The sequence below is a fragment of the Pseudomonas entomophila L48 genome (genome assembly GCF_000026105.1).
Classification (GTDB): Bacteria; Pseudomonadota; Gammaproteobacteria; order Pseudomonadales; family Pseudomonadaceae; genus Aquipseudomonas; species Aquipseudomonas entomophila.
The window spans coordinates 5763406-5777140 of sequence record NC_008027.1; the positions used below are offsets into that span (position 1 = coordinate 5763406).

The window sequence follows — 13735 nt, forward strand, 5'->3', positions numbered from 1 at the left end:
GCTGGTTGCCGACCGGCTGCATTGATTCCCGGGGGCCGTTCCACTATAAAATGGCCTCCACGCAACAGACATTGGCATTTTGGCAAGCAGAGCGTGCATCAATGCAATATCAGATCAACCACGCCGACCTCTCCCTGGTCCTGGCACTGGAGCGCGGCCGCTCGCTGGCAAAGGCCGCCGAACTGCTCAAGGTCGACGTTTCCACGGTGTTCCGCTCGATCCGGCGACTGGAGTCGGCGCTGGGCACCGCCTTGTTCGTCAAGAGCCGCAAAGGCTACCTGCCCACCGACACCGCCCAGGCCCTCGCCGAGCAGGCCGAACGCGCCGAACAGGCGCTGGATGCGGCGCGCATCGCCCTGACCAGCGGCGAGCAGGTGGTCAGCGGCACGGTCCGCGTGACCTGCACCGAAGCGGTCCTGCACAGCCTGCTGCTGCCGGCGCTGGCCGAGTTCATGCCCAACTACCCTGCGCTGTCGCTGGAGATGGGCACTTCCAACACCTTCGCCAACCTGAGCCGGCGCGATGCCGATATCGCCCTGCGCCTGACCAACACGCCACCGGAGCACCTGGTTGGCCGCTGCCTGGGCTCGACGTCCTACGTGATCTGTGGCCGGCCAGAGCTGCGCGAACGGCTCCAGGCGTCCGCCACCAGTGTGCCGTGGATCGCCCCCGACGATTCCATGCAGGACCATGCCACTGTGGTGTGGCGCAACCAGCACCACCCCGGATTGATTCCGCGCTACCAGTGCAGCGGCATGTCGACCATCGCCCAACTGGTGACCACCGGCCTGGGTGTGGCGGCGCTGCCCGACTACATGGTTCACGACCTGCCCAACGTGGAAGCGTTGAGCGGCCCGTTGCCCGGCTGCGACACGCAACTGTGGCTACTGACCCGGCCGGATTGCCGGGCGTTGCGCTCGGTGCAGACGCTGTTCGAGGAGCTGACCCCACGCCTACGCGACGCAATGTTGCGTTAACGCGCCAAGGCCGGTTGTTTTCGGGTAACAGGAACCGTTATCGTCCGAGTCAGGCTAGCCCGCAAACAGTACCGGCCAGAAGAGCACCCGACAAAACAGCCCTTCCCTATTGGCTGGTGATTTTTTAAACTATCGAGTCCGCCTGCCCATTCTGGGCGCACGCCTACCGCATTTGCTACTGAGGAAGACCATGGCCCGCGTAACTGTTGAAGACTGCCTGGAACACGTGGATAACCGCTTCGAGCTGGTCATGCTCTCGACCAAGCGCGCCCGCCAGCTCGCTACCGGCGGCAAAGAACCACGCGTTGCGTGGGAAAACGACAAGCCAACCGTCGTCGCCCTGCGTGAAATCGCCGAAGGCATTGTCACTCCAGAGTTCATCGCCGCCGAAGAGATCGTCACCGAGGATCCGGTATTCGCCGCGTTCGAGGACGAGAACAACGAGGCCGTCTGATTGATGCCCAGTCGACACCGTGCGGCGCAAGGCCCTCTTCTTCAGCAAGAGGTGAAACCATGCCGGGTATAGAAGCCCTCGCCGAACGGCTGTCGACGTATCTGGGCCCCGAACAGGTCAACCTGGTCCGGCGCGCCTACTTCTACGCCGAACAGGCCCACGATGGCCAGCGCCGCCGCAGCGGCGAGCCCTACGTGACCCACCCGCTGGCGGTTGCCAGCATCCTCGCCGACATGCACATGGACCATCAGAGCCTGATGGCGGCCATGCTGCACGACGTGATCGAAGACACCGGCATCGCCAAAGAAGCCTTGAGCCAGCAATTCGGCGAAACCGTCGCCGAGCTGGTCGACGGGGTCAGCAAGCTGACCCAGATGAACTTCGAGACGAAAGCCGAGGCGCAAGCCGAAAACTTCCAGAAGATGGCCATGGCCATGGCCCGCGACATCCGCGTGATCCTGGTCAAGCTGGCCGACCGCCTGCACAACATGCGCACCCTGGAAGTGCTGTCCGGCGAAAAGCGCCGGCGCATCGCCAAGGAAACCCTCGAGATCTACGCCCCCATCGCCAACCGCCTGGGCATGCACACCGTGCGCGTGGAGTTCGAGGACCTGGGCTTCAAGGCCATGCACCCGATGCGTTCGTCGCTGATCCACCGGGCGGTCAAGAGCGCGCGGGGCAACCGCAAGGAAATCGTCGCCAAGATCGAGACCTCGCTGGCCAACTGCCTGGCCGCCGACGGCATCGAGGGCGAGGTCAGCGGCCGGCAGAAACACCTCTATGGCATCTACAAGAAGATGCGCGGCAAGCGCCGCGCCTTCACCGAAATCATGGACGTGTACGCCTTCCGCATCATCGTCGACAAGGTCGATACCTGCTACCGCGTGCTCGGCGCCGTGCACAACCTGTACAAGCCGCTGCCGGGCCGGTTCAAGGACTACATCGCGATCCCCAAGGCCAACGGCTACCAGTCGTTGCACACCACGCTGTTCGGCATGCACGGCGTGCCCATCGAGATCCAGATCCGCACCCGCGAAATGGAAGAGATGGCCAACAACGGCATCGCCGCGCACTGGCTGTACAAATCGAACGAGGAAGAACAGCCCAAGGGCAGCCACGCCCGCGCCCGCCAGTGGGTCAAGGGCATCCTCGAGCTGCAGCAGCGCGCCGGCAACTCGCTGGAATTCATCGAGAGCGTGAAGATCGACCTGTTCCCGGACGAGGTCTACGTCTTCACCCCCAAAGGCCGGATCATGGAGCTGCCCAAAGGCTCCACCGCCGTCGACTTCGCCTACGCGGTGCACACCGACGTCGGCAACAGCTGCATCGCCTGCCGCATCAACCGCCGCCTGGCGCCGCTGTCCGAACCGCTGCAGAGCGGTTCGACCGTCGAGATCGTCAGCGCCCCGGGCGCGCGCCCCAACCCGGCCTGGCTGAACTTCGTGGTCACCGGCAAGGCGCGTACGCACATCCGTCACGCCCTCAAGCAACAGCGCCGCTCCGAGTCGATCAGCCTCGGCGAGCGCCTGCTGAACAAGGTGCTGACGGGCTTCGACAGCAGCCTGGAGCAAATCCCCCAGGAGCGCATCCAGGGCATCCTCACCGAGTACCGCCTGGAACTGGTCGAAGACCTGCTCGAGGACATCGGCCTCGGCAACCGCATGGCCTACGTCGTCGCCCGCCGCCTGCTGTCGGCCGAAGGCGAACAACTGCCAGCGCCGGAAGGCCCGCTGGCGATCCGCGGCACCGAGGGCCTGGTGCTCAGCTACGCCAAGTGCTGCACCCCGATCCCGGGCGACCCGATCGTCGGCCACCTGTCAGCAGGCAAGGGCATGGTCGTGCACCTGGAGGACTGCCGCAATATCAGTGAGGTCCGCCACAACCCGGAGAAGTGCCTGCAACTCTCCTGGGCCAAGGACGTCACCGGCGAGTTCAACGTCGAACTGCGCGTCGAGCTTGAGCACCAGCGCGGCCTGATCGCCCTGCTGGCCAGCAGCGTCAACGCCGCCGACGGCAACATCGAGAAAATCAGCATGGACGAACGCGACGGCCGTATCAGCGTGGTCCAACTGGTGGTCAGCGTGCACGACCGCGTGCACCTGGCCCGCGTGATCAAGAAACTGCGTACCTTGACCGGCGTGGTCCGCATCACCCGGATGCGTGCGTAGTCCGCCAACCGCAAGGAGTCATCATGAGCAAGACTGTCATCAACAGCGACAAGGCCCCTGCCGCCATCGGCACCTACTCGCAGGCGATCAAGGCCGGCAACACCGTGTACATGTCGGGCCAGATCCCGCTGGACCCGAAAACCATGGAACTGGTCGAAGGCTTCGAAGCCCAGACCGTACAGGTGTTCGAGAACCTGAAGTCGGTTGCAGAGGCTGCTGGCGGTTCGTTCAAGGACATCGTCAAGCTGAACATCTTCCTCACCGACCTGAGCCACTTCGCCAAGGTCAACGAGATCATGGGCCGCTACTTCGAGCAGCCCTACCCGGCCCGCGCCGCCATCGGCGTGGCCGCCCTGCCCAAGGGCGCCCAGGTCGAGATGGACGCCATCCTGGTCCTCGAGTGACACGCCGGTGACGGGCCCCTCGCCCGTCACCACCCCTTCCTGCCCCAAGGTTTCCACCATGCGCCACGCATTGCCTCTCGCGCTGGCAGCCCTGCTCCTGGGCGGCTGCGCCAGCCACAAACCCGAAGATTTCAACGGCACCTGGATCAACCAGGCCGCCATCGACGCCGCCGCCAAAGGCACCAGCCTGCGCCAGGCCCTGAACGATCACGGGCCGGTGCTCGAATGGAAGATCGACGTCAAGAACCAGCAAGCCAGCTTCAGCAACGGTTTCGAAGCTGCTGAAGGCCGCCTGAGCGCCAACGAGAAAGACTGGCAGGTCAGCTTCGAGGGCGGCCTGAACGAGCAGCTCAAGCTTGATGGTAATGAAATGCAGGCTATAGACCCATCGGGCCACGAACAGGTCTTCGTCCGCGCCAAGCCTGAGGACAGCAACGCGCCCCTGGGCGGCAGCTTCGAAAAAGCGCTGTACAAAACCTACCTGGGTGGCGACTGGAAGATCGTCGAGGGCCAGGGCAAAGGCGCCGTGGTGCGTTTCAGCGACACCGGCAATGTGACCGGCCTGCCTGGCCCGGATCGCTTTGCCCTGTGCCTGGCCGGCGATTGCGCGACCATGGGCGACGGCAACGACAGCCTTTGGTTGGAGCGCAACCAGCGCGGCGCGCCGTGGATCTTCAAGCGCGACGGCGACACCCTGGAGATCTTCCAGGCGGTGAACCGTGCACAACCTGACGAGATGCCACAGCTGGCTGCAGGCACGCGGCAGTGGGTACTGGAAAGGGATTAACCAGAGACTGCCGGGGGCGCTTTGCGCCCCTATCGCGACACAAGGCCGCTCCCACAGGTACTGCACAACCCTTGTGGGAGCGGCCTTGTGTCGCGATAGGGCTGCGAAGCAGCCCCAGGATCTATCAGGCTACACACAACCGTGTTTCAGCCACACCCTTGCAAGATGGCCGCATACCCCTCTTTATAACTCGGATACTGCGGCACCCACCCCAACGCCCGCGCCCGTGCATTGCTGCAACGCTTGCTGCCGGTACGCCGCACGCGCTGCTCATCCGACCATTCGGTAACCCCAAGATACTCACGCAACCAAGCCACCACGTCGGCCAGCGGCGCCGGATCGTCATCCACACCGATATAGCAATCATCGAGCACCACGCCCTGAACATCGGCCTGCAGCAGATGCGCCAGCAGGCTCGCGGCGTCCTCGGCATGGATCCGGTTGCCATACAGCGGCGGCTCCTCGGCCACGCGATAACCTTGGCGCACCTGGCTCAGCAACCACTCACGGCCCGGGCCATAGATTCCGGTAAGGCGCACGATACTGGCGGGGATGCCACTTTCGAGGGCCAGACGCTCCGCTTGGAGCATCACCTTGCCGGAATAGCCTTCAGGCGCGGTGCTGGCGGTCTCGTCGATCCACTCGCCATCCTGCTGCGCATAGACGCTGCTGCTGGATACGAACAGCAGGCGGCGCGGCTGTTGGCCGCTGCGCTCCAGCCAACCCAGCACATGCCGCAAACCCTCGACATAGGCGGCCTGGTAACCGGCCTCGTCATGTTGGCTGGCGGCAACGCAGTACACCAAGTAGTCAGGCGCACGCTCAGGCCAGGCGTCAGGCTGGCGACGATCAGCCAGATCGGCGGCAATCGGCCGAACCCCTGCAGGCAGCTGTCCGACCGAACGCCGCAGGCCGCTGACCTGCCAGCCTTGAGCAAGCAGTTGGCGGGCCAGGCGACTGCCCACATCACCGCAACCCACGATCAAAGCTGAAACGTCTGACATACCAAATCTCCTAATGCGAAAGGCGCAGGCTATCGGGTTAGCGCGATCAACGGCTATACCAAGGTCAAAAAAAGCAATCTCATTACTTTTGTTAACAAGAATTACTTGCAATAATGGCCGCCTTGTCTGTTCTCGGCCCGCCTCGAGGCCTCGAAGAACTCAACCCATTTCTCTTCATCAGGTCCGGCCAGCATGACACGCACTCAACCTTCCGCTTCGCCTACCCCGTCGCGCGCCTGGCGCGCCATCGCCGCGCTGATGTTCAGCCTGGTGCTGGCCCCGGCAGCCATGGCTGATGAGCCAACCGCACAGGCGACCACCCCGGCCGCAGCCAGCGCACCGGCCGCCGAAGGCCAGGCTCCAGCGCCCGAGCTGACGCCTGAAGCCCAGGCGCTGGTCGACAACCTGCAGAAGTCCGCTGAAGCCGTGGTCGCCGAAGACACCTCGCTGGGCATGGCCCACGACCTGTCCCCATGGGGCATGTACAAGAACGCCGACGTGGTGGTGAAGGCCGTGATGATCGGCCTGGCCCTGGCCTCGATCATCACCTGGACCATCTGGATCGCCAAGGGCTTCGAGCTGATGGGCGCCAAGCGCCGCCTGCGTGGCGAAATCGCCGCCCTGAAGCGCTCCGTGAGCCTGAAGGAAGCCAGCGACGTCTCGAACAAGGAAGGCACCCTGGCCCACACCCTGGTCCACGACGCCCTCGAAGAGATGCGCCTGTCGGCCAACGCCCGCGAGAAGGAAGGCATCAAGGAACGCGTCAGCTTCCGCCTGGAACGCCTGGTCGCCGCCAGCGGCCGCAACATGAGCAGCGGCACCGGCGTGCTGGCCACCATTGGCTCCACCGCGCCGTTCGTCGGTCTGTTCGGCACCGTGTGGGGCATCATGAACAGCTTCATCGGCATCGCCAAGACCCAGACCACCAACCTGGCCGTGGTTGCCCCGGGCATCGCCGAAGCCCTGCTGGCCACCGCGCTGGGCCTGGTCGCGGCGATCCCGGCCGTGGTCATCTACAACGTCTTCGCCCGCTCCATCGCCGGCTACAAGGCGCAGGTCTCCGATGCCTCCGCCCAGGTGCTGCTGCTGGTCAGCCGCGACCTGGACCATCAGGGCAGCGAGCGCGCCGCCCCGCACATGGTGAAAGTGGGGTAAGCCATGGGCCTGCATCTCAACGAAGGTGGCGACGACCTCGCCGAGAACCACGAAATCAACGTCACGCCGTTCATCGACGTGATGCTGGTGCTGCTGATCATCTTCATGGTCGCGGCGCCCCTGGCCACGGTCGACATCAAGGTCGACCTGCCCGCCTCGACCGCAAAACCCGCGCCGAGGCCCGAGAAGCCGGTGTTCGTCAGCGTCAAGGCCGACAAGAAGCTGTACGTCGGTGATGACCCGGTGGCCCAACCCGACCAGCTTGGCGCAATGCTTGACGCCAAGACCAAGGGCGACAAGGAAACCACCATCTTCTTCCAGGCTGACAAGGGCGTCGACTACGGCGACCTGATGGAAGTGATGAACACCATGCGCGCGGCCGGCTACCTCAAGGTCGGTCTGGTCGGACTCGAGACGGCAGCCAAGAAATGACGAAAACGCGCTCGAACATGGCGCGCTACGGCACCAGCCTGGCCATCGTGCTGGGCGTGCACGTGGTCGCCGTGGTGCTGACGCTCAACTGGTCGGTGCCCCAGGCCATCGAGCTGCCGCCGGCAGCGATGATGGTCGAGTTGGCGCCGTTGCCGGAGCCCGCGCCACCGCCACCGCCCAAGGCCGCGCCCAAGCCACCGGCAGAGGTCGAGGAGCCGCCGCTGCCCAAGCTGGTGGAGGCCCCCAAGCCGAAGATCGCCATCGCCAAGCCGCCCAAGCCCAAGGCCAAGCCGCAGCCGCCCAAGCCTGAGAAAAAGCCTGAGCCGCCGAAGGACGAACCACCGGCCAAGGACGATGTGGCGGATACCCCGCCAAGCAACGCGCAGCCGCAGAAATCGGCCGCACCGGCACCGAGCATCGCCTCCAACAGCAATGCCCTGCCCAGCTGGCAGAGCGACCTGCTGCGCCACCTGGCCAAGTACAAGAAGTACCCGGAAGACGCTCGCCGTCGCGGCCTGCAGGGCATCAACCGCCTGCGCTTCGTGGTCGACGCCGAGGGCAAGGTAGTCTCGTACTCGCTGGCCGGAGGCTCGGGCAGCGCGGCGCTGGACCGGGCGACCCTGGAAATGATCCGTCGCGCAGGCTCCGTACCGAAGCCGCCAGCGGAGCTGTTGAACAATGGCACGATCGAAGTCGTGGCGCCGTTCGTCTATTCCCTGGACCGACGCTGACGCTTTTGTTTCTGTCACAAAACGGCAAGTCTGATAACGTGCGTCTATCGATTGCAGCCGCTATGCTGGGGCCGCAACTTCATGGACGCACGTTATGACCCTCACCGAACTTCGCTACATCGTCACCCTCGCCCAGGAGCAGCACTTCGGCCACGCCGCCGAGCGTTGCCATGTCAGCCAGCCCACGCTGTCGGTGGGCGTGAAGAAGCTCGAGGACGAGCTGGGCGTGCTGATCTTCGAACGCAGCAAGAGCGCCGTGCGCCTGACGCCGGTCGGCGAGAGCATCGTCGCCCAGGCGCAAAAGGTACTGGAGCAGGCCCAGGGCATCCGCGAACTGGCCCAGGCCGGCAAGAACCAGCTCACCGCCCCGCTCAAGGTAGGCGCCATCTATACCGTCGGCCCCTATCTGTTCCCGCACCTGATCCCGCAACTGCACCGCGTGGCGCCGCAGATGCCGCTGTACATCGAAGAGAACTTCACCCACGTGCTGCGCGAAAAGCTGCGCAACGGTGAACTGGACGCGGTGATCATCGCCCTGCCGTTCAACGAAGCCGATGTGCTGACGCTGCCGCTGTACGACGAGCCGTTCTGCGCGTTGATGCCAGCCGACCACCCCTGGACCCAGAAAGACACCATCGACACGGCCATGCTCAACGACAAGAGCCTGCTGCTGCTGGGCGAAGGCCACTGCTTCCGCGACCAGGTACTGGAAGCCTGCCCAACGCTCAACAAGGGCGGTGAAGGCTCGAAGCACACCACGGTCGAATCCAGCTCGCTGGAAACCATTCGCCACATGGTTGCCTCGGGCCTGGGTGTATCCATTCTTCCGCTGTCGGCGGTGCACAGCCACCACTATGCGCCTGGTGTCATCGAAGTCCGCCCGCTGACCGCGCCGGCACCGTTCCGCACCGTGGCCATCGCCTGGCGCGCCAGCTTCCCGCGGCCGAAGGCCATCGAGATCCTCGCCGACTCGATCCGCCTCTGCTCGGTGGCCAAGGCGCCCGTGGAACAACCGGCCTGAGCCCATGACCGAGCTGTCGAACGTCCCGGTCACGGCGCTCAAGGGCGTTGGCGATGCCATGGCGGAAAAACTCGCCAAGGTCGGCCTGGAGAACCTGCAAGATCTGCTGTTCCACCTGCCGCTGCGCTATCAGGACCGTACCCGCGTGGTCCCCATCGGCCAGTTGCGGCCTGGCCAGGATGCTGTCATCGAGGGCGTGGTCAGCGGCGCCGACGTGACCATGGGCAAGCGCCGCAGCCTGGTGGTACGCCTGGGCGATGGCACGGGCGTACTGAGCCTGCGCTTCTACCACTTCAGCAACGCACAGAAGGAAGGCCTCAAGCGTGGCACCCATCTGCGTTGCTATGGCGAGGCCCGCCCCGGCGCCTCGGGGTTGGAGATCTACCACCCCGAATATCGCGCACTCAACGGCAGCGAGCCGGCGCCGCCGGTCGAGCAGACACTCACACCGATCTACCCGACCACCGAAGGCCTCACGCAACAGCGCCTGCGCTTGCTTTGCCAGCAGAGCCTGGGCCAGCTCGGCCCGCGCAGCCTGCCCGACTGGCTGCCCGACGAGCTGGCCCGCGACTACCAGCTGGCGCCGCTGAGCGACGCGATCCGCTACCTGCACAACCCGCCGTCCGACGCCGACCTGGACGAACTCGCCGAAGGCCATCACTGGGCCCAGCACCGCCTGGCCTTCGAAGAATTGCTCACCCACCAGCTTTCGCAGCAGCGCTTGCGCGAAAGCCTGCGCAGCCTGCGCGCTCCGGTGCTGCCCAAGGCCAGCCGCCTGCCTGCGCAGTACCTGGCGAACCTTGGCTTCAGCCCGACCGGCGCCCAGCAGCGCGTGGGCAACGAGATCGCCTACGACCTCAGCCAGCCCGAACCGATGATGCGCCTGGTGCAGGGCGACGTGGGCGCCGGCAAGACCGTGGTTGCCGCGCTGGCCGCCCTGCAGGCGCTGGAAGCCGGTTACCAGGTCGCCTTGATGGCACCCACCGAGATCCTCGCCGAACAGCACTACATCACCTTCAAGCGCTGGCTCGAGCCGCTGGGTATCGAAGTCGCCTGGCTGGCCGGCAAGCTCAAGGGCAAGGCCCGCGCCAGTGCCCTGGAGCAGATCGCCAGCGGCACACCGATGGTGGTCGGCACCCACGCGCTGTTCCAGGACGAAGTGCAGTTCAAGCACCTGGCCCTGGCGATCATCGACGAACAGCACCGCTTCGGCGTGCAGCAGCGCCTGGCCCTGCGCAAGAAAGGCGTGATGGGCCAGTTGTGCCCACACCAGTTGATCATGACCGCCACCCCCATTCCGCGTACCCTGGCCATGAGCGCCTACGCCGACCTGGACACTTCGATCCTCGACGAGTTGCCGCCTGGCCGCACCCCGGTCAACACCGTGCTGGTCGCCGACAGCCGCCGCTTCGAGGTGGTCGAGCGGGTCCGCGCCGCCTGCGCCGAAGGGCGCCAGGCGTACTGGGTGTGCACCCTGATCGAAGAGTCCGAGGAACTGACCTGCCAGGCCGCCGAAAGCACTTTCGAGGAGCTTGGCAGTGCGCTGGGCGAGCTGCGCGTGGGGTTGATCCACGGGCGCATGAAACCGGCGGAGAAGGCGGCGGTGATGGCCGAGTTCAAGGCCGGTGAACTGCAACTGCTGGTCGCCACAACGGTGATCGAGGTGGGCGTGGATGTCCCCAACGCCAGCCTGATGATCATCGAAAACCCCGAGCGCCTGGGCTTGGCCCAGTTGCACCAGCTGCGTGGCCGGGTTGGCCGGGGCAGCGCGGTCAGCCATTGCGTGCTGCTGTACCACCCACCGCTGTCGCAAATCGGCCGGGAACGCCTGGGAATCATGCGGGAAACCAACGACGGATTCGTCATAGCAGAGAAGGACCTGGAGTTGCGAGGCCCCGGCGAAATGCTCGGCACTCGCCAGACCGGCCTGCTGCAGTTCAAGGTTGCCGACCTGATGCGCGACGCCGACCTGCTGCCCGCCGTGCGCGATGCCGCACAGGCACTGCTGGCACGCTGGCCCGGCCACGTCAGCCCGTTGCTTGACCGTTGGCTGCGCCACGGCCAGCAATATGGCCAGGTGTGACGCTCGTCCCAATATGGATCCAGCTTGTCGGTCAGGCTGGTTATACTTCGCGTTTAAAAGAATGATTGGATACAGACCATGACTGAAGTTGCCCTGGATACCGCAACCCCAACCGCACCGTCTGTCATCCGGCTGTTGCTCGATAAACTCGGCGTGGCCTACCGCGAGGTGCCCGATCACCCGCAACAGCCTGCCGCCTCTCGGGTGCAGGCAGCCCTGCTCGACGATGAGATCGGCGCCATGCTGGTGCTGTTCCCGCAGAGCCAGCTGCTGGACCTCAAGCGCTTCGAAGAGCTGACCGGCCGCAACCTCACGGCGGTGCCATTGAAGCGTCTGAACCAGATGCTCGACAAACACCACCTCAAGACCCTGCCGGCCATCCCTGCCCTGACCAGCTCACCCTGCCAGTATGAGAAAAGCCTGCTCGACAACGACAAGCTGCTGATCCAGTCCGGCGAAACCGGCGTGCTGCTGGAAATTGAACGGGCCGCCTTCCGCAAGCTGCTCGCCAAGGCCAGCGCCAGCACGTTCGGCCAGGAGGTCAAGGACATCCGCCCGAACCTCGACCGTCCGCATGACGACTCCCAGGAAATCACCAAGGCGGTGCAAGAGTTCACCGCCCGGCGCATCCAGAAGCGTCTGGAAGAGACCATCGAGATCCCGCCACTGGCCGACACCGCGCAGAAGATCATCAAGCTGCGCGTCGACCCCGATGCGAGCATCGACGACATCACTGGCGTGGTGGAAACCGACCCGGCCCTGGCCGCCCAGGTGGTCAGCTGGGCCGCTTCGCCCTACTACGCCTCGCCCGGCAAGATCCGTTCGGTGGAAGACGCCATCGTCCGTGTGCTGGGCTTTGACCTGGTGATCAACCTCGCCCTGGGCCTGGCCCTGGGCAAGACCCTGAGCCTGCCCAAGGATCATCCGCAGCAGGCCACACCGTACTGGCAGCAGTCGATCTACACCGCAGCGGTGATCGAAGGCCTGACCCGTGCCATGCCACGTGCCGAGCGCCCGGAGGCCGGCTTGACCTACCTGGCCGGGCTACTGCACAACTTCGGTTACTTGCTGCTGGCCCACGTGTTCCCGCCACACTTCTCGCTGATCTGCCGCCATCTGGAGGTTAACCCGCACCTGTGCCACAGCTATGTGGAGCAGCACTTGCTGGGGATCAGCCGCGAGCAGATCGGTGCCTGGTTGATGAAGCTGTGGGACATGCCCGATGAGCTGACCACCGCGCTGCGCTTCCAGCACGACCCGTCCTACGACGGCGAACACGCGGCGTTCCCCAACCTGGTGTGCCTGGCCATCCGCCTGCTGCGCACCCGGGGGATCGGTTCGGGGCCGCAGGACGATATCCCTGAAGCGCTGCTCGAGCGCCTCGGGCTGACCCGTGAAAAGGCCGAAGAAGTGGTGAACAAGGTGCTGGAGGCCGAAGCGTTGCTGCGTGAGCTGGCTTCGCAGTTCCACGTGCCGCATTCGCATTAAGACCGCTTGTAGGAGCGGCTTCAGCCGCGATCACCCGCGAAGCGGGTGCCAGAAACCGCGGTGCCTGCATCGCGGCAAAAGCCGCTCCTACGCTTTCTTCTTCGGTTTCAGGTACTTCATCAAGCCCTGGAACCAGATCACCAGCGCCGGGTTGCCCTTGATCTGGATGCTCTTGTCCTGAATCCCCTGCATGAACGCCAGTTGCTTGTTGCCTGCCTGCAACGTGGCGAAGCCGTAGGCGGCGTCCTTGAAGGCGATGGCAAACGCCGGCTGCGGGTGCAGGCCACCCTTGCTGCTGATGCGCTGGCCACTGACGATGAAGTGTCGGGCAACCTTGCCGTCGAGCGTTTGCATCTGGAAGACCAGATCCTTGTCCTGCAGCTGCTGCTGGAACGCCGGGTTGTTGCGGCTGGCCTTGGCCATCAGCAAGCCCATGGCCCAGAGAAGAAAACGAAACTTCATCAACGCCCCTCGAATGAAAAATGACTGAGGCGCGCAGTTTATCCGTTTACTGCCCTATTTATGCAAGTTCGCCGCATTTGGTTACCAGAAACGCAACGGGCGCCTCTCGGCGCCCGTCAGGATGACCTGCAAATCACTTTTTCTTGGCGGGCTTGGCCGGGGCGTTGACGCTGTCGCGCAGGTTCTTGCCCGGCTTGAAGGCAACGGTGTTGCTGGCCTTGATCTTGACCGGCTGACCGGTCTGAGGGTTCTTGCCGGTGCGGGCGCCACGGTGGCGTTTTTCGAAGGTGCCGAAACCGACCAGGGTGACGGTGTCCTTGTCGAGCGCGCCGGTGATGCTATCGAGAATCGCGTTCAGGACAATATTGGCCTTTTCCTTGGTCAGATCGGCCTTTTCGGCGATGACGGCGGCGAGTTCTGGTTTACGCATAGTGAAGCCTCTTTGACGGAATTCTTGTTGTTATGCCGTGCTGCCGAAGGAAGCAGCGCTCAAGGCACCGCAGGCTCTAGTCTGCGGTAGACGCCAGTGAGAATGGCACGCCGTCCGGGGCCGCGCCAGTGTCTGGGCG

The 13735-nt window shown here is 64.6% G+C and carries 14 protein-coding genes; 11 read left to right on the forward strand and 3 right to left on the reverse strand.

Going from position 1 to position 13735, the window contains the following annotated elements:
* Window positions 1–101 precede the first annotated feature (101 nt).
* The 5 genes from PSEEN_RS25175 (at window position 102) to PSEEN_RS25195 (ending at window position 4790) form a co-directional block, all read left to right on the forward strand.
* Window positions 102–977, forward strand: coding sequence for a LysR family transcriptional regulator (locus PSEEN_RS25175; RefSeq protein WP_044488589.1), 876 nt, complete (start codon window positions 102–104; stop codon window positions 975–977).
* Window positions 978–1167: 190 nt separating this feature from the next.
* Window positions 1168–1431 carry a DNA-directed RNA polymerase subunit omega gene (gene rpoZ, locus PSEEN_RS25180; RefSeq protein ID WP_008091595.1) on the forward strand — a complete coding sequence of 88 codons (264 nt, stop codon included), beginning with the start codon at window positions 1168–1170 and terminating at the stop codon, window positions 1429–1431.
* Between the two features lie 59 nt (window positions 1432–1490).
* Entirely contained in the window at window positions 1491–3599 is a 2109-nt protein-coding gene (gene spoT / locus PSEEN_RS25185) for a bifunctional GTP diphosphokinase/guanosine-3',5'-bis pyrophosphate 3'-pyrophosphohydrolase (RefSeq protein WP_011536410.1), read from the forward strand.
* Between the two features lie 23 nt (window positions 3600–3622).
* On the forward strand, window positions 3623–4003 hold the full coding sequence (locus PSEEN_RS25190) for a RidA family protein (RefSeq protein ID WP_011536411.1): 381 nt from the start codon (window positions 3623–3625) through the stop codon (window positions 4001–4003).
* A 58-nt stretch (window positions 4004–4061) separates the two neighbouring features.
* Window positions 4062–4790 (forward strand): hypothetical protein, encoded by a 729-nt coding sequence (locus tag PSEEN_RS25195; RefSeq protein ID WP_011536412.1) that lies wholly within the window; start codon window positions 4062–4064, stop codon window positions 4788–4790.
* Between the two features lie 146 nt (window positions 4791–4936).
* Here the strand turns inward: PSEEN_RS25195 and PSEEN_RS25200 are convergent, their stop codons facing one another.
* Entirely contained in the window at window positions 4937–5794 is an 858-nt protein-coding gene (locus PSEEN_RS25200) for an SDR family oxidoreductase (protein ID WP_011536413.1), read from the reverse strand.
* Window positions 5795–5986: 192 nt separating this feature from the next.
* On the opposite strand from PSEEN_RS25200, the gene exbB reads away from it, so the two are divergent.
* From exbB to PSEEN_RS25230, 6 genes are all read left to right on the forward strand, one after another.
* Complete coding sequence (gene exbB / locus PSEEN_RS25205; RefSeq protein WP_011536414.1) at window positions 5987–6949, forward strand: tonB-system energizer ExbB; 963 nt, start codon at window positions 5987–5989, stop codon at window positions 6947–6949.
* Between the two features lie 3 nt (window positions 6950–6952).
* A complete protein-coding gene (exbD, locus tag PSEEN_RS25210) occupies window positions 6953–7381 on the forward strand; it encodes a TonB system transport protein ExbD (RefSeq protein ID WP_011536415.1) in 429 nt (142 codons plus the stop codon).
* Entirely contained in the window at window positions 7378–8112 is a 735-nt protein-coding gene (locus PSEEN_RS25215) for an energy transducer TonB (protein ID WP_011536416.1), read from the forward strand. The genes exbD and PSEEN_RS25215 overlap by 4 nt, the downstream gene beginning before the upstream one ends.
* A gap of 94 nt (window positions 8113–8206) precedes the next feature.
* Window positions 8207–9133 carry a hydrogen peroxide-inducible genes activator gene (locus PSEEN_RS25220; RefSeq protein ID WP_011536417.1) on the forward strand — a complete coding sequence of 309 codons (927 nt, stop codon included), beginning with the start codon at window positions 8207–8209 and terminating at the stop codon, window positions 9131–9133.
* A gap of 4 nt (window positions 9134–9137) precedes the next feature.
* Window positions 9138–11216, forward strand: a complete 2079-nt coding sequence (gene recG, locus PSEEN_RS25225) for an ATP-dependent DNA helicase RecG (protein WP_011536418.1) — start codon at window positions 9138–9140, stop codon at window positions 11214–11216.
* A 78-nt stretch (window positions 11217–11294) separates the two neighbouring features.
* Entirely contained in the window at window positions 11295–12704 is a 1410-nt protein-coding gene (locus PSEEN_RS25230; protein ID WP_011536419.1) for an aminoacyl-tRNA deacylase and HDOD domain-containing protein, read from the forward strand.
* Between the two features lie 87 nt (window positions 12705–12791).
* Here PSEEN_RS25230 and PSEEN_RS25235 read toward each other — a convergent pair whose 3' ends face one another.
* Both PSEEN_RS25235 and PSEEN_RS25240 read right to left on the reverse strand, forming a co-directional pair.
* Entirely contained in the window at window positions 12792–13166 is a 375-nt protein-coding gene (locus PSEEN_RS25235; protein WP_011536420.1) for a hypothetical protein, read from the reverse strand.
* Between the two features lie 133 nt (window positions 13167–13299).
* The gene (locus PSEEN_RS25240; protein ID WP_011536421.1) at window positions 13300–13596 is read right to left on the reverse strand and encodes an HU family DNA-binding protein; all 297 of its coding nucleotides are present in this window, start codon (window positions 13594–13596) and stop codon (window positions 13300–13302) included.
* Window positions 13597–13735: the final 139 nt, after the last annotated feature.

Bases quoted from the DNA above. Each gene is read 5' to 3' on its own strand.
- PSEEN_RS25175 (WP_044488589.1), top strand. From the start codon at position 102: ATGCAATATCAGATCAACCACGCCGACCTCTCCCTGGTCCTGGCACTG.
- rpoZ (WP_008091595.1), top strand. From the start codon at position 1,168: ATGGCCCGCGTAACTGTTGAAGACTGCCTGGAACACGTGGATAACCGC.
- spoT (WP_011536410.1), top strand. From the start codon at position 1,491: ATGCCGGGTATAGAAGCCCTCGCCGAACGGCTGTCGACGTATCTGGGC.
- PSEEN_RS25190 (WP_011536411.1), top strand. From the start codon at position 3,623: ATGAGCAAGACTGTCATCAACAGCGACAAGGCCCCTGCCGCCATCGGC.
- PSEEN_RS25195 (WP_011536412.1), top strand. From the start codon at position 4,062: ATGCGCCACGCATTGCCTCTCGCGCTGGCAGCCCTGCTCCTGGGCGGC.
- PSEEN_RS25200 (WP_011536413.1), bottom strand. From the start codon at position 5,794: ATGTCAGACGTTTCAGCTTTGATCGTGGGTTGCGGTGATGTGGGCAGT.
- exbB (WP_011536414.1), top strand. From the start codon at position 5,987: ATGACACGCACTCAACCTTCCGCTTCGCCTACCCCGTCGCGCGCCTGG.
- exbD (WP_011536415.1), top strand. From the start codon at position 6,953: ATGGGCCTGCATCTCAACGAAGGTGGCGACGACCTCGCCGAGAACCAC.
- PSEEN_RS25215 (WP_011536416.1), top strand. From the start codon at position 7,378: ATGACGAAAACGCGCTCGAACATGGCGCGCTACGGCACCAGCCTGGCC.
- PSEEN_RS25220 (WP_011536417.1), top strand. From the start codon at position 8,207: ATGACCCTCACCGAACTTCGCTACATCGTCACCCTCGCCCAGGAGCAG.
- recG (WP_011536418.1), top strand. From the start codon at position 9,138: ATGACCGAGCTGTCGAACGTCCCGGTCACGGCGCTCAAGGGCGTTGGC.
- PSEEN_RS25230 (WP_011536419.1), top strand. From the start codon at position 11,295: ATGACTGAAGTTGCCCTGGATACCGCAACCCCAACCGCACCGTCTGTC.
- PSEEN_RS25235 (WP_011536420.1), bottom strand. From the start codon at position 13,166: ATGAAGTTTCGTTTTCTTCTCTGGGCCATGGGCTTGCTGATGGCCAAG.
- PSEEN_RS25240 (WP_011536421.1), bottom strand. From the start codon at position 13,596: ATGCGTAAACCAGAACTCGCCGCCGTCATCGCCGAAAAGGCCGATCTG.